Annotated in this window: 21 protein-coding genes and 3 pseudogenes; 6 read left to right on the top strand and 18 right to left on the bottom strand. The window is 33.5% G+C overall.

Annotated features, from left to right (window positions below; translation table 11 throughout):
- Positions 1-30: 30 nt before the first annotated feature.
- The 10 genes from essB to MKY00_RS10705 form a co-directional block, all read right to left on the bottom strand.
- Complete coding sequence (essB, locus tag MKY00_RS10750; protein ID WP_016717310.1) at positions 31-1,230, bottom strand: type VII secretion protein EssB; 1,200 nt, start codon at positions 1,228-1,230, stop codon at positions 31-33.
- A 73-nt stretch (positions 1,231-1,303) separates the two neighbouring features.
- Positions 1,304-1,555: an EsaB/YukD family protein gene (locus MKY00_RS10745; RefSeq protein ID WP_016717309.1), complete on the bottom strand. Its 252-nt coding sequence runs from the start codon at positions 1,553-1,555 to the stop codon at positions 1,304-1,306.
- A 4-nt stretch (positions 1,556-1,559) separates the two neighbouring features.
- A complete protein-coding gene (gene essA / locus MKY00_RS10740; RefSeq protein WP_016717308.1) occupies positions 1,560-2,063 on the bottom strand; it encodes a type VII secretion protein EssA in 504 nt (167 codons plus the stop codon).
- Positions 2,035-5,514 (bottom strand): type VII secretion protein EsaA, encoded by a 3,480-nt coding sequence (gene esaA / locus MKY00_RS10735; protein WP_262731489.1) that lies wholly within the window; start codon positions 5,512-5,514, stop codon positions 2,035-2,037. Before esaA ends, essA begins: the two co-directional genes overlap by 29 nt.
- A 127-nt stretch (positions 5,515-5,641) precedes the next feature.
- Entirely contained in the window at positions 5,642-5,938 is a 297-nt protein-coding gene (locus MKY00_RS10730; protein WP_000918605.1) for a WXG100 family type VII secretion target, read from the bottom strand.
- Between the two features lie 309 nt (positions 5,939-6,247).
- Positions 6,248-6,676 (bottom strand): GNAT family N-acetyltransferase, encoded by a 429-nt coding sequence (locus MKY00_RS10725; protein ID WP_016717306.1) that lies wholly within the window; start codon positions 6,674-6,676, stop codon positions 6,248-6,250.
- Positions 6,673-7,044: a cupin gene (locus MKY00_RS10720; RefSeq protein WP_016717305.1), complete on the bottom strand. Its 372-nt coding sequence runs from the start codon at positions 7,042-7,044 to the stop codon at positions 6,673-6,675. The genes MKY00_RS10725 and MKY00_RS10720 overlap by 4 nt, the downstream gene beginning before the upstream one ends.
- Positions 7,045-7,056: 12 nt before the next feature.
- Positions 7,057-7,542 (bottom strand): GNAT family N-acetyltransferase, encoded by a 486-nt coding sequence (locus MKY00_RS10715; RefSeq protein ID WP_000222822.1) that lies wholly within the window; start codon positions 7,540-7,542, stop codon positions 7,057-7,059.
- Positions 7,539-8,099 carry a 2'-5' RNA ligase family protein gene (locus tag MKY00_RS10710; RefSeq protein ID WP_016717304.1) on the bottom strand — a complete coding sequence of 187 codons (561 nt, stop codon included), beginning with the start codon at positions 8,097-8,099 and terminating at the stop codon, positions 7,539-7,541. The genes MKY00_RS10715 and MKY00_RS10710 overlap by 4 nt, the downstream gene beginning before the upstream one ends.
- 6 nt (positions 8,100-8,105) lie before the next feature.
- Positions 8,106-8,672 (bottom strand): GNAT family N-acetyltransferase, encoded by a 567-nt coding sequence (locus tag MKY00_RS10705; RefSeq protein WP_016717303.1) that lies wholly within the window; start codon positions 8,670-8,672, stop codon positions 8,106-8,108.
- A 136-nt stretch (positions 8,673-8,808) separates the two neighbouring features.
- On the opposite strand from MKY00_RS10705, the pseudogene MKY00_RS10700 reads away from it, so the two are divergent.
- A pseudogene (locus MKY00_RS10700) lies at positions 8,809-9,431 on the top strand (DUF1648 domain-containing protein).
- Positions 9,432-9,460: 29 nt separating this feature from the next.
- Here the strand turns inward: MKY00_RS10700 and MKY00_RS10695 are convergent.
- The gene (locus tag MKY00_RS10695) at positions 9,461-10,588 is read right to left on the bottom strand and encodes a metallophosphoesterase (RefSeq protein WP_016717301.1); all 1,128 of its coding nucleotides are present in this window, start codon (positions 10,586-10,588) and stop codon (positions 9,461-9,463) included.
- Between the two features lie 147 nt (positions 10,589-10,735).
- Positions 10,736-11,158, bottom strand: coding sequence for a GNAT family N-acetyltransferase (locus MKY00_RS10690; RefSeq protein WP_016717300.1), 423 nt, complete (start codon positions 11,156-11,158; stop codon positions 10,736-10,738).
- A gap of 130 nt (positions 11,159-11,288) precedes the next feature.
- Between MKY00_RS10690 and pdxR the strand changes: the two genes are divergently transcribed.
- On the top strand, positions 11,289-12,689 hold the full coding sequence (gene pdxR / locus MKY00_RS10685; protein ID WP_016717299.1) for a MocR-like pyridoxine biosynthesis transcription factor PdxR: 1,401 nt from the start codon (positions 11,289-11,291) through the stop codon (positions 12,687-12,689).
- A 45-nt stretch (positions 12,690-12,734) separates the two neighbouring features.
- Here the strand turns inward: pdxR and MKY00_RS10680 are convergent, their stop codons facing one another.
- Positions 12,735-13,580 (bottom strand): YitT family protein, encoded by an 846-nt coding sequence (locus tag MKY00_RS10680; RefSeq protein ID WP_000755119.1) that lies wholly within the window; start codon positions 13,578-13,580, stop codon positions 12,735-12,737.
- A gap of 169 nt (positions 13,581-13,749) precedes the next feature.
- Positions 13,750-14,958: a macrolide family glycosyltransferase gene (locus tag MKY00_RS10675; protein WP_016717298.1), complete on the bottom strand. Its 1,209-nt coding sequence runs from the start codon at positions 14,956-14,958 to the stop codon at positions 13,750-13,752.
- Between the two features lie 382 nt (positions 14,959-15,340).
- Between MKY00_RS10675 and MKY00_RS10670 the strand changes: the two genes are divergently transcribed.
- From MKY00_RS10670 to MKY00_RS10660, 3 genes and pseudogenes are all read left to right on the top strand, one after another.
- Positions 15,341-16,219: a nitrate reductase gene (locus MKY00_RS10670; RefSeq protein ID WP_016717297.1), complete on the top strand. Its 879-nt coding sequence runs from the start codon at positions 15,341-15,343 to the stop codon at positions 16,217-16,219.
- A 27-nt stretch (positions 16,220-16,246) separates the two neighbouring features.
- Positions 16,247-16,534, top strand: a pseudogene (locus MKY00_RS10665) (GNAT family N-acetyltransferase); the annotation flags it as partial.
- Complete coding sequence (locus tag MKY00_RS10660) at positions 16,527-17,240, top strand: class I SAM-dependent methyltransferase (RefSeq protein ID WP_016717295.1); 714 nt, start codon at positions 16,527-16,529, stop codon at positions 17,238-17,240. The pseudogene MKY00_RS10665 and the gene MKY00_RS10660, both read left to right, overlap by 8 nt.
- 20 nt (positions 17,241-17,260) lie before the next feature.
- Here the strand turns inward: MKY00_RS10660 and alr are convergent, their stop codons facing one another.
- A complete protein-coding gene (gene alr / locus MKY00_RS10655) occupies positions 17,261-18,436 on the bottom strand; it encodes an alanine racemase (RefSeq protein WP_011040256.1) in 1,176 nt (391 codons plus the stop codon).
- 171 nt (positions 18,437-18,607) lie between these two features.
- Between alr and MKY00_RS10650 the strand changes: the two are divergent.
- Positions 18,608-19,070, top strand: a pseudogene (locus tag MKY00_RS10650) (DinB family protein).
- 7 nt (positions 19,071-19,077) lie between these two features.
- On the opposite strand, the gene MKY00_RS10645 reads toward MKY00_RS10650, so the two are convergent.
- The 3 genes from MKY00_RS10645 to MKY00_RS10635 form a co-directional block, all read right to left on the bottom strand.
- Positions 19,078-19,854 carry a Cof-type HAD-IIB family hydrolase gene (locus MKY00_RS10645; RefSeq protein ID WP_016717293.1) on the bottom strand — a complete coding sequence of 259 codons (777 nt, stop codon included), beginning with the start codon at positions 19,852-19,854 and terminating at the stop codon, positions 19,078-19,080.
- A 6-nt stretch (positions 19,855-19,860) separates the two neighbouring features.
- Complete coding sequence (locus MKY00_RS10640; RefSeq protein ID WP_029141109.1) at positions 19,861-20,451, bottom strand: histidine phosphatase family protein; 591 nt, start codon at positions 20,449-20,451, stop codon at positions 19,861-19,863.
- A 268-nt stretch (positions 20,452-20,719) separates the two neighbouring features.
- Complete coding sequence (locus MKY00_RS10635) at positions 20,720-21,685, bottom strand: SPFH domain-containing protein (RefSeq protein WP_014893804.1); 966 nt, start codon at positions 21,683-21,685, stop codon at positions 20,720-20,722.

Below are 21,685 nucleotides of genomic sequence, written 5' to 3'. Positions count from 1 at the left end.
CTGCTCCTTTTCAACTGTCTCATCAAGTGCTTACTCTTTTTTCTCTGTATCCGACAAATTTTTATCGCTCGATGAATTGCCATATTTCTTTTTATATTCATCTAATTGTTGTTCATATGTTTTTAACTTTTGATCACGTTCTTCTCCTGATAAGTCCGGATTATTTTTCAGTGATTCAATTTGTTTAACAAGGCCGTACATAATAAGCTGCGGATCATCAAGTGTCTTAGCTAAATCTAATGATTTATCAAAATTACCTTTTCCGTTATACATCCAATACAGCAAATACTTTTCATCACTTTTCAAACTAATATTTTTCATAATTGATTTCTTTTGATCTTCACCTAGTTTTTCAACTGTAATGTATGCAAATGCTAACTCATATTTAGATGCAATCGGTAATGATTCAAATTCCTCTTCACTTAACTGCGTAATGACTTTGTCATAATCAGTTGCTATGAAACCCGCATTTGCTTCTAATAATTTATTTTGATAAGGAAGTTTTATAAAAGTGAAATATATTAAAGGAGCAGCTAAAATAACTGTCGCCGCTATGAAGGAAAAAGCTAAGTATTTAAACGATTTATAGCTTTTTTTAGGTACTAGCTGCATATTTTTTTCTGTTTTTGTTTGTTCCTTCTCAAAGCTGTCATCAAGAAACTGCAGTAATGCATCTAAACTTTCCATTTGAGCAACTGTCTGTTCAAATGTTGTTTCTTTTGCATCTTTTAGTAACCCAGCATATAAATCATCAAAATTGTGCTTTTCGGAGAATAAAGCAATGATTAGACACTTATATTGTGTTAAAAATTGCTCTTCTAATAACGGGGTTGGTGGAACAATATCTCGAATTCCTCTATGTATAATACTTGGTATTAAATTAGCATTAAAAACTATATTGGCTGGATGTAAAAAGAACGTGATTCGTTTATTTAAATATTTACGAAACTGCGCAACATTCCGAAGTAGTCTTAATTTCTCATTTCTTCTAAAACGGCTAAGATCGTCCCACTTATATAATTTTTTATCTACTTGATATAGAAACGTAAACATATCATCCGTTTCTTCTATTGTTAATGGTACAAATTCAGATGATACGCCCGTAATTATATCGAATTGACGGAAGTCTTTTATACGTGTTTGAGATTTGGTCATCTCCAATTTCCAATTTTCTTTTTCTATTTGAAATTGATAGTTCATTGCATCAATTTGAATTATTTTTTCCGTCATGTTTATCCTCTTCTCCTTTTCTTTATAACCAGTAATAACTTATTTTCAAAAAACTAAAAGTAAGAAATATTCTTTATAAAATTTGTAAAATATCTCCGTCTGTTATTTGGTGATCAATTAAACGATCATTATCTGTTAAAACAATTGACTTATTTTTCACTTTCATTACAAAATGTGAACCTTCATGATTATCAATCTTTAGCGTATCTAATAAGTTTTTCAATAAATATTTAATAGATTGATGATTCGGAATACGCAAATCATATGTATTTCCATTCCATTTACGAAAATCTACCGTTACATTAATATGCGTTTGTATTGCCATTACTTTACCTCCAATTTTTCCGAAGAACCGTATAAATACCTATACAAATAAGTAAAACACTGCCACCTAACAATATGATTACTGTTGTACCGATTGGCTTTTCATTCATTGTTTGATTACTTGCTACTTCATCAGCGCTTTTTCTTACAATGTATTCACTACTAAACAAACTATTTTTCGTATCTTTAACACGATTATTTTCTTTTTGTTTTATAAAAAGAGAATCTCTTAAGGATTCCATCTCTTTTTGTTCTTTCTTTTTCTTTTTTTGAATTTCTTCTTCTATATCTTTATTAAATAACTCAATTGATGCTTTATCTAATTCTGTTTCCTTATGTTCCTTTTTATTTTTTTCTTGGTCTTTATCTTCAAAGCGGTCTACTTTAAACTGAATCTTTCCATCATCACCAAGATAACTATCCGCCGCGCTCCTAATCGGTAGCGCGACAAACAGTAAAAGGAAACAAATAAATGATAGCTTAACCACTATGCTCCATTGTTTGATCATTTACTTCTTTTTCCTCCCATTTCTTGTGCCATACAAATAGATTACTAACTAATCCTATAATGGCAATTACAAACAATACGATAAAAATAACTTTTCCAGTATCTTTACCGCTAATAAAATCATTTAGAAATCCTTCTATATATTGAAGCGGTGAAAATTGACGCATTTTACCTACAGAAGACATTTGATCTACTTTACTTCCAACTGCTTCAGTTAAAAATAGATACATACTTAAAAATACTAGTAAAATAAACATCCCTACCATTTTTATTTGTCGCAGTAAGTATGTTGAAACCAATACAAACGCCATCATAATGATTGTGATAAACGCAATCCATAGTAAACTTTGATCCTGGCCAAACTTTAAAAGACGGCCCGAAATGATTCCTATACTAATTCCTTCCACAATCGATATTCCAAATGCTACTACTGTAGTTGGTACATTCATATCAATTAAAGAGAATCTCTCTTCAAAATGATCTGATTGCGTTCGTTTCTTTTCTTGATTCGCAATTGCATACGCTGTAAATAACGCAACAATGAAACAAGTTAATACGATTAAGTATGGCGTAAAAGCATTACCTGCTACAATTACCCCATCGTTTTGTTTTTGAACTGGACTAGCTAAAAAATCATATAGCATCTCATTTTGACGATCTCCAATACGACTATTCGCCAAAATCTTCGTAAAGTTTTTCGAGAATGCTTTATCATCTTCCATTTTCTTCGTAAAATCATTTAATAACGAATCTGCTTTCGAAACAATTGTCGTTCCACTTTCCTGAATTTCTTTTGCTTGTCCATTAATTTGATCAAATGTTTTATACACATCATCTGATGTCGCTAAACTATGCTTCGAACTCTCTACTAATGACTGAGTTTGCATCGTTAAAGATTTAATACCAGAGTCTAATGATAGTACAGCTGTTTGTTCACCTGCATTATTAGTCGTTAATACTTGTTGTTCTTCAGCTAACTTTAAGCTACTCTCACGCCATTTCGCTAAACCTTTTAAATATTCACCTAAGTTTTGATTCATACTAGTTGCTTGCTGCATCGTTTCATTTAACTTCTCTGCTAGTAGTATTGAATTTTGATCTGCACTAGTAATAAGTTGTTGGTAAGAGTCTATTTTTTGTTTTAACCCCATCATATCTTGCTTTACTTCACTCGTAATGCTAGCTGAAACAAGATTTGAAATTAAATCAATTACACTTTGTTTATTTAACATATAATACAATGAATGATCCGTCGCAATCGCATCTAAACTTCCCTCTTCAAGCTTAGGACCTACATCATTTGTTCTTAAATCAATCCCATAATACACTTGATAAAGACTCATTAAACCTTGATAACTTTGAACGGTCTCAACTGCTTCTTTAATTAATACATTAGATGTATTATCTGTTAACTTCTCAGTCTTTTGATGTACAACATGATTATTTGTACGTTCAATAACTGTTGAGCCACCACCTTGATTTTGGTTTCCACCATTTCCGTTATCTGTCCCCGTTCCGCCTCCTGGGTTTCCTCCGGTTCCATTATCTGTTCCCGTTCCGCCTCCTGGGTTTCCTCCGGTTCCGTTATCTGTTCCCGTTCCGCCTCCTGGGTTTCCTTCGGTTCCATTATCTGTTCCCGTTCCGCCTCCTGGGTTTCCTTCGGTATTATTACTCTGTTCTGTCTTTTGAATGATAGGCTTGTTAACAGTGTGTACTAGCGGCATTATTCCATACTGCGCTTTATTAACTACATTTTCTACTTTGCTGTTTCCTGTTTTTGTTCCTTCATTCTCTTTATTTGGTTCTTCCTTATTTGGTTCTTCTTTTCCGGTACTAGTTTCTTTCTCGTAATTACCATTCAATTTCCATTCCCACGTTACTGGAGAGAAAACATCTATATTGATACTTGGATCTACTAACTTCACATGAAGGCTAATTTTCAAATCTCCCTCATTACGTGCTGATATTGCAACTGCTCCGTTTTGCAAGAATTCACTTGTACGGTCCACACCATCAATTAATAGTGAATCTGTATTACCATATAACTCAAAGCCACTCGGAATAGTAATATTCATAGTTTGCGAAGAATCCATTCCAATTACTTTCGCTGTATCACTGAATGTAATTCCATCTTTAGCCAAACTTTCTTTTACTTTTTTAATTGAGTTTCCTAAAGATATTTTATTGACTGGATCATAATTAAAATTATTTTCTTTATTATATTTATTCGTAAATTGGATTACGTTTTTCAGTTGTAATTTCGTTACATCCGGCAAATCACTTTGAACGATTTCTTCCATGTTCAAACTAGGCAACTTCGCAATTAAATTTTCAATTTGTTGCTTAATACGAAGATCTGGTTGTTTCATTAACGAATTTATAACTACTTCGTGTTGTCCATCATTTGATATAGACTTTTGTAATCGTTTAAGAATTGTCGCTTGTATGTCACTCTCTAATTTCCCTGCAAGTTCTGTATCATATTCTGACACTTGTTTTTTTACATCTGTTAAATATTTTTGTATTGCTGAAGCATCTGCTAAAATATTAGGATCTTTCTCTGAAAGCGTAAATTGATTTGCGATAATTTTATTTGCAGATTCCAATGCGCTTAACTGCTTTAAAGTATCCCCTGAATTCATATCGCTCATATACTGATTAAATTGATTTGTAAAATTATTCGCTAACAGATTATTATCAGTTTGCATTTTTTGAAAGTTATTAAATCCTTCTAAATACGTATTATTAGATTTATTCCCTTCTTCTAATGCTTGACCAAACCCTTTTAAAACATCTTGGAATCCTTTAAAACTATTAACAGAAATACCAGTGTAATCTTGTACCGTTTTAAATTGGTTTGTGTAATTTGCCAGCGGGCTATGCACATCTTTTTTATACATAGTCGTTTGATTGATCCCTTTTTCAATTATTTTACCTATATTATCTTGTGCACCTTGCAACTTACCGATAACACTTGCAAAATAAACATCGATGATTTGCTTATTAAAATCTTCTAAAATAGCAGAGGCTGTATTTTCTGCCTCAGCTTTCAAATCTTTATTTCCAGTTGCATTTACTTTGTAATTTAATGTTAATTTCTCTGGAAGTTCTGAATCAATCGCAACAGCTTTTCTTGAAAAATCGTTAGGTATTACAATCATCATATTGTAATTATTATTTTTCAAACCACTTTCTGCTACACCACGACTCACTACGTACCATTCTTGTTTCGTGTTTTTATTTACATTTTTTACAAATTGATCTCCAAACGCTATTTTATTCCCTTCAAATACAGTACCTTGATCTTCATTTACCAATGCAACTGTCATTTTGGGCGTGGTGTTCTCATTTGCTTTTTTAACATTTTGGTTTAACGCTAAATAGGAGATCCCTGTTGATAACACAAGAGCTAAAATAATAAACAACAAGATGCTCCACTTGAACTTTTTCACTACTTATCACTCCTGCAACTGCGAGTCTATTAAGTTAAAGACTTCGTATCTTACTCTAGTTTTAAAGTAATTTAGCCATACAACCTATAGTTGCATGGCTAAATTATATATTTCTTTTTTATCTGTCTTATTGTAGACCGAAATTACGAGAAAGATCTTCGTCATGTCTTGCAACAGCTTCTGCAGTTTTATTAAGCTGCATATTAATTTCTTGTAATAGCTGTGCGAAGTTTTGTACTTTTGGCTTTAATTGATTGAACTGTTGATCAAAGCCTTCGAAAGCACGACCTTCCCATTCTCCTCTTAATTCATTTTGTAAGTTTTGTAATTGACGTAAAATGTCCTCAATTTGATTTGCACTTTGTCCATATCGAGTCGCTTTCGATTTAAGCTCCTCTGGTGACATGCGAATTTGTCCTGCCATTATTAAATCCCCCTTAAAATTTAAAAATAGTAAAATTAACCAATAATCAATTCTACAAATTGATTATATCAATAATTTAAAAATTTCTAAACAAAAAAATGATATTTTTCCAAATTTTCTCTTTTACTATAATAACATTATATTATATAATTCTAATTTAGTATTTTTGAGGCATACTCTATAAATCGACTATAAATTTAAAGAAAACCTTTTATTTTATATATCTTTAAGAACTTATCCATTTTTTATTCCAACAATAAATTGGTTACTAAATCATGATTTTCCCTCCTCCCACTCACAATATTTTTCTCACTTCAAAGTCATAATTACCTGTCTTTCAACAAAACCAAACTCTTCGTACATCTCTTTCGCAAAATTTCCAGCAAATACATTCAAACGAATTTCTGAATAATTCTTTTGTAATTCCTTAATACCAGCCTCCATTAATTTTCTTGACAACCCTTTCCCGCGGTACTCTGGAAAAACATACAATTCATATATAAAACCTAGTTTTTCATGAGAAAAATAGTCCGTATTTTCTCCTATTAATATCCATCCCATTACATTGTTTTCTTCTTTAACGACTAAATAATATGCTCCCTTTTCTACAATCGGCCTTGTAATTTCAATTGCTTTCTCTGTACTTAACTGACAATTTCCCCTCGTGCCTTCAAAAAGCGATTGAGCTGCATATTGTATTATTTCGTTCGTGTCTTCCCGGTTTGCCTTTTCTATCATTTTTCACAACTCTCCTCTTTAATAGGCATTAATATTGCTTGTTCAAGTTCCTCCGACTCAACCACAATTGCCATCAATCCCTTTTCCGTACTCGTTTCATGAAATTCGCCCTTCTCCCAAAACACAGCTTGTCCCGCTTCCACCTTCACTTTTTCTTTATCTGCCCCACATACATATCCTTCGCCGTCCACAATAAGAAGCAGTTGCGATACAACTGCTTCATGATATCCAATTATTCCATTCTCTTTTAAATGCATAGCACCGATATGTATATTCCCTTGATGATTTACTATTTTCGACATTATGAAATTAGATTGAAATGCTGTGATTTGCTTTCCTACTTTTTCACTAAAATCAAAAATCTTCACTTCTAGTCCTCCTTATATGTATAAAACCATCCTTACTGTCTGCATCATATGTCCTTCAAAATCTTCTTCAAATTCCTCTAATTGCGCAAAACCTTTCGCTTCATAAAAACGTTTTCCTTTTTCATTCGCTGCTTCTACATGAATGTATAGTTTCCGAATTCCTTTTAATACCGTTAGCCCTTTTTGTAATAAAGCACTTCCTATCCCTTTCCCTTGTTGATCTGGTAACAAATAAATCGCGCCTAATTCTGCTTCGTTTTGCAGTCTAACAGGTGAAAAATTTGCAAAGCCAATTACTTCTCCCTCCTCTTCTGCAACGAATAAATGTGTATTCTCAAGACGATATTTCATTTTTTCGTCAGAATAAGCCTCGTCTAAAAAACTGTCTTGAATCTCTCTCGGAATAATGCCTTCGTATGTATCATGCCAAGCTATTTTCGCTACTGATTGTACAGCATGAATATCTTCTTGCTTCATTTCTCTAATTACATATGTCATCTCGATGTCTCCATTCTCTTTAAATTATATTCTGCTAATATACGAGAAGAAATGGCAGAACCATTTTCATAATCCACCTTTATTAATTTTAATTTCTCAATTGAAGCTGTTGCATGATCAAATTTTTCATAAATATATTCCATTACACGTAAAAACTGCTTTGTATATAATCTATTTGCAATCGTACAATGCGGAACCCATTTTCCCGGTACGTAATATGAATTTGGGTTGTCATGAAAAATTTTTAAATAATCATGAAAAGAATGATGAAGTTTTAACAATTCATCGGTAACAGTCGGTGCTAGAAAGACCGTTCCGTTAGTAGGAAAAACTCCAACAGAAGGAAAAGTTACTGGGTCCGTATTTTCTTGCATAGCTACAAACTCTCCTAATTTCTCCTTATACAAATGAACATCTAACTCATTATAATCAGCTAACGTAATATGAGGTTCTACTCCGGCTAATTGATTTTTGCCAATGATATTTGTTAATTCATTTTGCAATTCTGTAATTTTATTAGTAAACACACGATCAAATGTAGCAATAATAGCGTACATATCCCTTCACCTCTTTGTTACACATAGTGCTTCCCATTCTTCACGAATCATCCCCATTCGAATAGAATCATAGTACGTTCCGTTATAATAACGACATTTGCGCATTCTACCTTCTAAAGTCATTCCTATTTTCTCCGCTACTTTCATCATTCGTTCATTACCAGACCAAGTCGTGAGCCCTACTCTACCAATCTCCATCTTTTCAAATAGTAAATCCCGATATAACGTTAACGCTTCTGTACCGTAGCCGCCATTCCAGTAAGCCGGATTATAAATGACAATTCCCATCTCCAACCAACGCGTCGGTTTATACTCCCAATAAAATCCGACCGTCCCTATAACTTGACCGTTATTTTCTATAATTAAATTGGATAGAGGTTCTTCTTTTAAACGAGTTTGCATCTTCTCCTTATAGGATGAGTATTCTTGCATTGAAAACGGAAAATACGGTGCATCCCATTTTTTCCATTCTGGATTTTCTTCTTTAAACACGAGATTCCATAATGTTTTTATATCTGATTCTTCAATTGTACGAATTGTTACTCTATCCCCTTTTACGATTACGCTTTTCATAATTTCCTCCTACGTTCCTCTTTATTTCATATATAATTATAATATTTTTTCTGAAAAATCAAAACAAATATCGTTTATTATATTGTATAATTTTGTTATAAGATACCAATTATTCATGTAGAAAGCTGGTGATTCAATGAATAATCGATTTAGTATCACTTTGTTTCTCACTATTATTACGACAAATATTATTCTCTATTTCTTCTTACCATTACGTATTGTTACGAAATGGGACTTCAATGGAACACCTACGTCAATGATGGATAAAAGTACTTTTGTGATCGTAAATATAATTATATGTTCCTTCTTATTCTTTTTATTTTTAGCTTTATCTAAAGCAGCGAGTAACGAGAAATTTCTCCATTGGATCGGCAACACAATGTTACTATTCTTATTTTTTGTTGATATTGTCATTGCCCTTATCGCCCTTGGCTTTTCACTTCCTCTTGATTATTTCATATTTTTAGCATTAGGGCTTTTATTTATATTAATAGGTTATTTCAGTTCCAAAATTGATACGACTAAATCAACCGTTTCATTGGAATGGAATGGAATGATAAGCACCTTGAAAAAAGAGCTTCAAATATTTGTAGTATTTCAATGATGATAGCAGGTATTTTCCTAGCGGGGCTTCCATTTATCGTTTCTGCTCCATATAGAGGTTATGCCATACTAGCGATTATTTTAGGAATGACGCTTGTCATTTTACCGAGTACGATTTATTTACTTATTAAAGATAGCAAGCAATCTACTTCTTAAAAAAAATAGGAGGTTACATCCCTCCTATTTCAGCTAAATATTTTCTTTTTCGTCTTTTCTATCTCAACTAAAATCCCTTTCTCTATCCAGCCTTCTACTCCATCTTTTTTAATTAAATTATATCCTGAGCAGCTACTATCAATGAGAGAAACAATATCCCCTTTTTTTACGCTTATTTGCGCACAAGATATATCCGTTTTCACTGTGTATTCACCTGAATCAAGTTGCCTAATGTATTCATCTTTCACAGAAAGTAATGTATTCGTTTCCTTTTGCCTACATATTGTGTAATCTTGCTTCTTCTCAATAGGCTCTATGTAATAATGTGGATAGGTAACCCCGCCCTGCATTGTTGCATCGGCATGAAAATCTGCTATTACTTCATACTCTGGAAAACAGTCTACATATGTATAAGAAAACTTATCACCTGTTGGTTTCCTCTGAATGATAAATGCATTTAATTGCCCTGCCTCTTTAATCGTATTTCCGCCGTCAATTGCAATAATCTTTTTTTCCTTATCAATAACAGGATTGTTAGATGGTGCCTTCTCTGAATAGTTTACAACAGGCCAATGTCCAACAACTACATACTTATTTACTTTATGTGATTGATTGAAAAACTCCGGCATTGCTATCGCATTTTTTCGTTCTGTTTCTTTCCAATCCTCTCTATCTTCAAGGCCAGCATGTACAAATATATAATCTTCCGTTTCAATCGCTGTTGGTAATTCTGTTAGCCACTTTATTTCTTTTGAGAAATGGCTCATTAATTTTGTTTTCAATTCACGGATATCACTTTCTTCATGAACGTTAATATTCAATTGCGCTAGCCATTCATTAAAAATTGTATTTTTCCGCGTACACAAATAATTTATTAAAGTAGGATTTTCATTTACAAGCGCTTCAACTATAACTTCACAATTCCCTTCAACAACATGAACATTTGAATTGTTCTTTACAAGATTCATGACATAGTTTACGACGCCAATACTATTTCTTCCTTTCTCACAAAGATCACCATTAATAATTAAATAATCCTCATCGTTAAAATTAACTTTATATAATAGTTCCTTAAAAAGATCTAATTCTCCATGAATATCAGAAATAATGATAACTCTTACATCATTTGGTATAGATAATTTCTTTATTTTTTCCAAGTTTAAACGCTCCTAACATTCTCTAAATTCAAGATTCCATTTTTAATTTCTAATATTCGACAAATTATATTGCTAGACCTGTTCCTAGCTCAAATCTGAAAAAGAAAATAGGTTCCATATATTTGTACATATGGAACCTACTTAATATTATAACGCTTTATAAAAAGAATAGCTTACCTTATTAAAGCCCTCTCTTTCATAAAAACGATGTGCATCAATTCTTGGAAACGCAGATGTAAGAACGATAGAACTGCATCCTTTTTCTTCCCCCCATTTTTCTACATATGACAGCAGAACCTTACCATACCCTTTTGATCTGTGAGCTTCCGCAGTTACAAGGTCATACACAAAAACATGTTTCTCATTATAAAAATTCGTACAAATCGCTACACCAGCTAGACTAACAACTTCATTCTCTTCGTTACGTAGCGAAAATAGTTTGTAATTTTCTTCTTTCATTTTTTGAAATAAAGAACTTGCCTCTTCTCTTGAAATTTTCGTTCTTAATTGTTGTAATACGGGAAATACATCGTGTAAATCCGCTTCTGTTACTACTGCTTTAACATTCATTATGATTCGCCCCTTACTATTTATAAAATTTTCTAAATGTTATATCATCATTATAGAAAGCGACTGCCCTTAACTTAAGTGGCAGTTCTATTCTTTTTTATAAGGCCAGCATTACAAGGAGCGTCTACAAATGGAGCTGAATATTCCTTTAGTGTTACAAAATAAAACACCTATTTACTTACAAATTTACGAATATATGAAACGAGAAATCTCTCATGGATCACTACGTGCCGGTACACGTCTTCCTTCTCACAGAAATTTAGCTATGCAACTTAATGTGAGCCGTATTACAGTTGAATCCGCTTATCAACAATTACTAGCTGAAGGTTACGTAGAAAGCAAACCGAAACGCGGGATTTTTGTTGCGGAAGTAGATATTGATGTCATTCAAAAGAAACAGCAAATTGCATCAAACAGTGCTAACAATAAAGAAAAAGAACAATATGATTATGATTGTAGTCAAGGACTTATTGATCAAAAAGCTTTTCCGATAACAAACTGGAAAAGAGCATTACACGAAACTTTATTTCAGTATGAAGATGAATTATTTGCTAAAGAAGATCCACAAGGTGAGCTCGTTCTACGAGAACATATTTCAAAATATTTATATCATGCTCGCGGGGTACATTCTTCACCTGATCAAATTATTATTGGAGCAGGTACGCAGCCTCTTCTTTGGCTACTACTTCAACTACTTGGTTCAAAAAAAGAATACGGAATCGAAAACCCTGGATTTCACCGTATACCTGCTATGATTCAAAGTTCTGGACTTCCTGTTCACCCTATCCCTTTAGATGATAAAGGAATTCATATTTCTGCTTTACGTGAATCGGGTTCCAATGTGGCATATGTCACTCCATCTCACCAATTTCCACTCGGAATCATTATGCCGTTATCTAGAAGACTCGAGTTATTAAAATGGGCGAATGATTGTAAAGGGTATATTGTTGAAGATGATTATGATGGAGAATTTCGCTATATTGGAAAACCTATTCCTTCTTTACAAGGACTAGATTCAAATGAACGTGTTATTTATATGGGAACTTTTTCGAAATCTTTTTTACCTTCTTTACGAATGGGATATATCGTTTTACCACCTCATCTGCTAAAAACCTATAAAGAACTTGGTGGTATGTATAAACAAACAGTTTCTACAATGCAACAACTTACCTTTGCTACCTTTATTCAAAGTGGGGATTGGGAACGTCATATTAACCGAAGTCGTACGTTATATAAAAGAAAGCATATTTCTTTAATTAAATCTATTACAAACGAAATGGGGAATAACGTGCATATACTCGGTGAACAATCTGGACTTCATATTGTACTTCACGTTCATAATAGTATGAACGAACAAGAACTTATTCATGCAGCTGCAAAACAACGTATTAAGTTATACCCTCTCTCGACATACGATTCTGTTCATAATGTGAGGGAGGAGTCATATGTATTACTCGGTTTTGGTAGTATTCCAGAGAATCGTATCGAAACCGTTGTCCAATTATTGAAAGAGGCCTGGTTCCCCAAATAAGAATAGCTCCACGTAAGTATAACTTACGTGGAGCTATTTCATTCACTATTTTTCTGATCTCGCTGCCCTTCCCGGACGTTTGACACCAGTTGTTTCTGTTGAATAAGACGCTTCAATTATAGCAGTTGGATCTACAGAGAGAACGAGATCTTTCATTTTCGGATAAATGAAACGGTTTGTAATACAGTAGATGATTCTCTTATGTTCTCCTAAAAAACCACCTTCTCCATGTAGATATGTAACGGATAATTGCAGTTCTTTCATAAGTAGATCGCCTATTTCTTTATTTTTACCAGAAATAATCATAACGCTCTTTCCTTGATTAATACCATCTAATATGAAATCAATCATCTTCGTAACAATATAGAAAATTGCTAATGAGAACATCGCTTGTTCAATTGAAAACAAAATGGCAACAAAGATGAAAATAACTGCATTTACAGCAAGTAAAAATGTACTAATTGGCACTTTAAAATGTTTATTCATCCAAACAGCTAACATTTCTGATCCATCAATTGCTCCGCCCATTTTTACTACAATCCCTACACCAACACCAAATAGAACTCCTCCATAAAGAACAATTAACAATTCAGAAGTTGTAATTGCTGGAAATGGTTTTAAATAAATCAATCCGAGTGTTGTCACAACGTTTGCATAGGACGTACGGATAAAGAACTTCTTTCCCATTACTTTTGCAGTAAATAATAAAATCGGGATATTAATTCCTAAGAACACCCCATAAAGCGGTAACCCAGCAACTTTATTCGCCATAATAGCAATAGCCGTTACCCCGCCATCTACTAATCCGTTAGGTGCTAAAATAAGCTCCAATGAACCCGCTACAATAATCGAGCCAATTGTTAATAATATGTATTCAAATACTTTCTTCATTCATTACCCCCAAAACTTATATATTTTCTTAGTATTATTTTAACGTAATTTCAATGCTAATTCAAAGATATCAGTTTATATACACAAAAGTTTCACCTTTACAATGATTTTTTATGTAATTTATTTATAGAAACACACTTACATATTACAGTAAGTGTGCTCCAAACATTTATTTAAGTTTTGAGTATGAATTCATTTTCATTTTTAATATTTCATCAACTGCCCTATTATAACCACCAGCATTTCGAAGTGACTCTCCAACTTTACGACTTTTTTCCTTAAACGTTACATCATCCATCACTTTCTTTACAGACTCACGTAACATTTCAGAAGTTAATTCTTTGCGATTAAGCCTTATTCCAGCCCCTACTTCATTTACTCGTTTCGCAACTAAAGGCTGATCTCCTGTTACCGGAATTACAACTAACGGGACACCGTAATATAGTGCTTCACTCGAACTATTCATACCGCCGTGTGTTACGAATACATCAGCATACTGTAATAGTTCTAATTGCGGCACATAATTATACAACTTAAAGTTATTCGGAATGTTTTCAAATTGACTTATATTTATCTTCTTACCAACAACTAATACGACTGTCGCTTCTACATCTTTAAACGCTTCAAAACATTTTTCATATAACTCAGGTTGTTCATTAAAAACTGTTCCCATAGAAATGAAAATCAATTTTTCATCTTTTAAATCTTCCATAGGAAAGCTACCTACTTCTTTTCGAGTAGCAATTGATGGGCCAACAAACTTATACGATTCATCGAATACATCTGAACGCGGCTGATATTCCTTTGAAGTATACACAATTGTAATATCACCAGGATGGTTCATAATATCATACATACTATTACATTTCATTCCATACTGTTTGTTCCATTTTTCCATTCCCGCTAAACACGATTGATACAATGGATTCGTTTCATCTACTTCTCTTGATTCATGTTCATCGTTAAAAGTAATGTACTGATTAAAAGCAAACGTTGTACAAGAAGAAACACTAGGTAACTTTAAAACATTGGCTATAATACGTCCTACTGGAAAGTGATTATCATATATCAAATAATCGTACTTTTCCCCTTTTGTTTCTTCTACAATTTGAGTAACAATACGTTCTGATGCTTCCATCATATGAGACAGCATTGTCAAAGGACTCCCACCTTCATTTACTCGTTCCATAATATTAATTTGAGAGAGGAAATTCTCAAACACTCGGAATTGTGCACCCGTTGCTTCAATCTTCTTTCTATAATCTTCAATACAATACGAAACAACTGTCTCCCCTCGCCGAATTAACTCACTTACAATAGCTAAAGTCGGATTTATATGACCTTCTCCAGGGAAATTTATTACGAGTACGTTTGCCATCATATTCTCTCCTATCTAATATTATTAATAATTAATTATATTAATCAATTTAAAACTATTATAAAGGAATCTATTCTATTTCTTCACATTTTTCTCTTCATTTTATTATTGAGAAATATTTTTCATACCCTACTTTATACCCCTATTGAAAGTGTGCTTAGCTCTTCATTTACTGAAAAATATGAGATTTATATTTTGTATTTTTACAGATTTATCATCAAAAATTATTTTGACAATTCATACAAAAGTAGAAAAATATAATTTTCACACTGACTTCTCACCGTAAATTTATTTAAGTTCTATGTTGTCCCTATCATTATCCACTTCGTACACATTCTGTTATATAATGAATTTATCGAATTTACAGAAAAGGAGCACCTTCATGCTACAACAACTCTTCGCTTCACCTATTTTATCTGTTCAAACTTTACATCCAAGTTATGAAGACCATGCAAGCGATGTGTTTCTCGTCCAAACAAAAGATGAAGAAGTCATCGTTCGTTCCTCAAAAATGACTGAAGAACCAAACAATGATTTTTGGTGGGGATGCAAAAACCTTTTTGGAATCGATCCAAGGAACGTACATCATTTAGAATATATACACGAATTATTGAAAAAGCATACTAACTTGCCCATCCCCACTATTTTGCAAAAACATATTTTAAATGGCCGAAAGTATGTTAGTGTCGAAAAACTAACAGGAAGTACGCTGCAATCCTTTGTCGGACAATCTGATTCAATTTTATTCAGCCTTGGAAAAGGACTAGCAGAAATTCATTCGTTTCAAGCAGAGTTTATAGGAAATCCATCAGGTACTTTCCAAGTTCCACTAGAAGAATTTAAGTCTCACATATTAAAAGTCAGTAAAGAACTTGTAAATAGGTTTTATTCCGATAATACGAGCATCCGTAACGCATTTCCTACTTTTGAACAACAACTTGCTTCCTTACCGGTACCAAAGGAAGCAACGCTCGTTTTAATTGATATGGACCCTACTCAGTTTTTATCAGATGGCGCAACTATTACAGGTTTAGTAGATACAGAAGCTTACGCAGTTGCTCCCCGAGAACTTGATTTTATCAGCTTAGAATATGTATTTACAGAAAAGGAAGCTCATGCTTTTAAACAAGGTTACGAAACCATTATGCCTATTCCTAATCTTGTAGAATGTAGACATCCCTATCGATATTTGTACCGGTTATTATCTATTCAGGGCAGTGTGGAGTTAGAGAAGTGGCTAAGTCATCCATCCTATTTTTAAATACGAATGTGAGGAATTATAAAATGAATATTGAACGAAAAAGTGATAGGAACGATTACAGTTTCGAAGCAAGAGCAATCTACTATACTATCAGGATTCGCCGTTCATCCTTCCTATCAAGGTAAAGGATACGGAAAAGATATTCTTATGTCCATGGCACATACCCTTATTACAAAAGGAGCTTCAACAATTGAATTAGACGTTGAAACGAAAAATAACAATGCTTTACAACTCTATACACAATGTGGTTTTGAAATGAAAACGAAGCATGACTACTATAATGTAATGAATTTTGAGGTGAATGCATGTGTCTAAAAAACTAATATATTCTGATTATGATATTTTCGCATCCATTTATAATAAACATTGGGGGCATTTTGCTGAACACTCCTATCTACTTTTGGAAAAACTTGTTTTACAATATGCACCACCACATTCTCATATTTTAGATCTTTGCTGCGGGACTGGTCACCTAACTAAGAAATTAATCGATAATCATTTTGTAGTAACTGGTATAGATGGTTCTGCCCAAATGATTGAATACGCACGTCAAAACGCTCCAAACGCAACCTTTATCGTCGATGATGCTCGCTATTTCAATATAAATGAGCAATTTCAATATGTTATCTCTACTGGCGATAGCTTAAACCATATTTTGAAATTAGATGAATTAAAAAGTGTTTTTCATAATGTCTACTCCGTATTGCATAGCGAAGGTACATTCGTATTTGATATGAATATGGAAAAAGGATTTCTTGAAAATTGGATTGCTTCATTTCATATTTCAGCGGATGAATATGTTTGTACGATTGATTCTACATATGATGATGAAAATAAAAAAGCCATCATGAACTTTATACTATTTCAACATGACATAGATAATAATTGGGCAAGAAGTGATTTTTCTTTTGAAGAAGCTTGTTATTCTAGTGAAGAAATAATTTCTTCACTAGAATCCGTAGGTTTTAAAAACATTCAAACACACGGTACAAACAGAGCGTTTTTCATTTGTCAAAAATAAAAAAACTGAATCATATCGATTCAGTTTTTTCTTAGTATATTTACAATAGCAGTCGTTTCATTATTTTCTTTATAAACTCGCGGGATTCTTCTGTCTAACATACATGTAACTTCATAGTTAATTGTACCTAACATATCCGCTATTTCTTCTACTGCGATGTTTTCTTCGCCTTGTTTACCGTAGAATACTACTTCGTCTCCCACTTGTACTGGCATTGCTTTTGAAACGTCTAACATAAGCTGATCCATACAAACACGACCAATAACAGGTACTCGAACTCCATTTATTAATGCATACCCTTTATTAGATAACTGACGGTTATAGCCATCAGCATAACCAATCGGTACAGTGGCAATCCATTCTTCACCAGTCGTTACATACGTATTCCCATAACTTACACCGCGATTTTTCTTCGCATGCTTAATATGGGCTACTTTTGATTTTAACGACAACGCAGGCTGCAGAGAAACAACTGAATGATCTACCTCTTTTGAAGGATACATTCCATAAATCCCAATACCTACACGAACCATATTTTGAAATGTATTGCTAAGTTCCATTGAACCTGCACTATTTGAACTATGAATATATGGAATATGAATCCCTAATTCTTTTGCTGCATTGACAGCTTTCTCAAATAAACTTGTTTGCATATTCGTATATGATTTATCGATTTCATCTGCCGTAGAGTAATGTGTAAACATTCCTACTACCTCCACATACTCCATACGTTTTAATTCTTCTAAAAATGGTTTAACCTCTTCTTCTTGTAAACCGATACGACTCATCCCTGTATCAATTTTCACTTGAATTTGCGCTTTCTTTTGAAGACGGTTTGCGATTTCATTTATACCTTGTAAATCTTCACTTCTATAAACAGTCATCATAACGTCATATTGAATTGCTTCTTCCGCAGCTGCTACTGATGTATAGCCTAAAATTAAAATCGGCACGTTAATTCCTGCTTCTCTTAACTCTATCGCTTCATCTACAAATGCAACTGCAAGCTGATTTATTCCTGCTTCAATAGCAGCTTTCGCAACTTCAACTGCTCCGTGGCCATATCCATTCGCTTTTACAGCAGCCATCATTGCAATATTTTCATCATTCACTCGTTTTTTAAATTCTTTTACATTATGTTTTACTGCATTTAAGTCAACTTCAACAATTGTATCTCTTCCATATTTCAAACTCATTGGTCTAACTCCTAACTCAATAATTGCATTCCATTCTACTTCACGTTTCATATGACCTTTTACAATATAATACTTTTCAATATGCTAGTCAAACTACTAGAATTTTCGGAATTTTGAGTATGATATAATACCCTCAAGAAACTATTATATACGGAGAAGAGGAGAATTACAATGTTTGTACAATCTGCATTGCATCAACTTAAAGTTGCTGTTGATACTTCTATTCAAATGCTGGATCAATATACTGAAATTGATTTGAAAATAGCTCCGATTCAATCGAAGCGTTCATTATTTGAAATGTATGCACATCTTTCTCTTATTTGCCATGCTGATTTACTCATTTTAAATGGTAGTACGGAAAAAGAGCTGCATACTTTCTATAAAGAACAAACACCCGAAACAATTGCGCAAATGCAAAAAAACGATGATACAGGGCTACGATTTACTTTCTAAAACTTTTTTATCCTATTCCAATGAACAATTAGCAGAAATGAAGACTGCTTATTGGGGTATTTCTTACTCACGCTTTGAATGGTTGCTGGAAATTGTTGCCCACTTTTATCATCATCGTGGGCAAATTCATCTTTTATTATGTGAGCATATAAAAGATCCTAACATACTTTTATTTCAATAAAGGTATGTTAGACGATATGAAACTTTTCTAAGGCGAATAAAATACCACCTTCACTCGCTTTCTTTGTAACAAAATCAGCTCTTGTTTTTAACTCTTCTCCACCATTCCCCATCGCAATACCTAATCCTACATACTGCAACATCTCAATATCATTTCCCCCGTCGCCAAAAGCAACCGCTTCTGATTTACAAATATTTAAATGCTCCAATACTTTTTGAATTGCAGTTAACTTCGATACTTTACTATCTTCCAATACATTTATGACATAACCATGAAAACGTTCGAATGTAAGCATCGGGTACTTTTCAATAAATTTTTGAGATTCCATTTCATCCGCATACAGACATAAACAATAAATCTCTTTAGACAAATCCTTGCTTTTTTCAGGATACTTCTCTAAATTCAACGTCTCGCTAAGCGCTTGCATTACACGCTCATTATCCGAGGCTATTCCGTTCATTGCAAAATCCTCGGTAAAATAAGAAATACCGTGACCATGTAATTCAGCAAATCTCGAGATATCATGAACGATTTCACGTGAAAGTACTGATTTATGTATAACTTTTTCACCACATTTTATATGGGCACCATTTGCAGAAATAAACGTATTTATGCCTAGTTCCATAAATTGCGAACATAAGCTATATGGTCTCCCTGTCGTAACAACTACATGAATCCCTTTATCTATTAACCTATGTATCGCTTCTTTTGTACTTTCGTGCATACTTCTATCAATCTCACTTAAAAGCGTACCGTCAACATCGAAAAATACAACTTTGTACATAATTTTCTACATCCCATCCAAATGATTCGTATCATTAATAAAATGTACCGTTTTTTGTTCGCCATCCATTTCAATTAAGCTTATTCCCGTATCTCCCATTTTAAAATAATAATCCATTGAAATGGGCATTTTGAAAAACGCACGTAATAGACTATTTATTACACCACCGTGTGCAACAATTGCAATTCGGTCATACGTATTCTCTGTCACGATTTTAGAAAAGATGCCTTCTATTCTCATTCTAAATTCAATAAATGACTCCCCGTTTTCAAATCGGTCATGAAGAAACTTTGGCTCGGGATGTTTCTTAGCTTCTTCAAATGAAAGACCTGCTTGAACTCCATTATTGAACTCCATTAATTCCTCTTCTAATTGAATTGGACACCCAATTCCCTCTGCTAACGTTTCACCAGTTTCGCGAGCACGTTTTAATGTACTTGCCCAAATGAAATCTGGTGGAAAATCTTCTTTCACTTTCTGTACAAGCCTTTTCACTTGTTGTCTTCCCTTTTCTGTTAATTCAAAGTCAGCTCGTCCTTCATGTACGTTTAAAATATCAGCTTCTGATTCTCCGTGGCGTATTAATAATATTTGCACTTGTTTCCCACTCCCCCATTTAATATCCACAAAATCCCATTATATCATATTTTAAATTTTCTTTAACAAAAATATATTACTTTGACAGTTTTTTAACCCATCTAGTAAACGTGTTAATCCACTTAACAATCCCAAGCACTCTAAACTTATTATTCTGTCAAAAATGACAAACAACAAATTCCTATCCATAATGACAAAGGACTAATATTTTTATCCTATCCAAAAATAAAAAGAGAAATGCCACACCCCATTTCTCTTTTCACTCCTATTATTCTTTTGGTGTATCTGAAGAAGGTAATCTCTTCGCCTGTTTTTCTTTAAAAATTTCACCAATCGCCCCAAGAGTACCAAGTGTTTCAATTGCATTAGATGGAATAAAGACTTTATTTGCTGGCCCTTTCGCAACTTCAGCTAATGATTCAAATGATTTGTAGGCAAGTATACGTTCATCTAAATTCGCCTCGCGAAGTAATTCAATTCGATTTTGTTCTGCTTTTGCAATTTCCTCAATCGCTCTTGCTTCCCCTTGCGCTTCTAATTCTTTTGCTTCTTTAATACCTTCCGCTTCTCGAATACGTGCTTCTTTATCCCCTTCAGCCATTAAGATTTTACTTTGCTTCTCCCCTTCAGCACGAAGGACTTTATCTTGTTTTGCAGCTTCAGCTTCTAATATGATCGCACGTTTATTACGCTCTGCTTTCATTTGTTTTTCCATTGATGCTTGCACATCTTTCGGCGGATTAATATCGACAACTTCAACACGTTCAATGCGAACGCCCCATTTTTCTGTAGCTTCATCAAGTGCTAAGCGAATTTCTGTTGAAATTTTTTCACGACCAGATAACGTTTCATCCAGTTCCATTTTACCAATGATTTGACGCATCGTTGCTGAAGTAATGTTACGTACACCGTATTCATAGTTCGAAATACCATATGTCGCAAGTTCCGGTTCAACGACTTGATAGAAAATAATTGTATCAATTTCCACTTGTACATTATCTTTCGTAATTACCTTCTGCGGTGGTACATTCGTTTGTTGAATACGCAAGTCGTGATATACGCGAACACGATCCACAATCGGAATTAATAAATTTAATCCCGGCTGCATAACACGCTGAAACTTACCAAATCTTTCAACGACTCCAACTTTTTGCTGTGGAATAATTTTGATTGTTAATGCGATAAATGTAACAACAATTAGTGCGAAAATAATCGTTAACGTTAATGCTACCAT

It is taken from the genome of Bacillus sp. FSL R9-9834, assembly GCF_038006905.1.
GTDB lineage: Bacteria > Bacillota > Bacilli > Bacillales > Bacillaceae_G > Bacillus_A > Bacillus_A pacificus.
The sequence above is the reverse complement of the archived record's forward strand: the minus strand, read 5'-3'. Positions and strand labels throughout refer to the sequence as shown.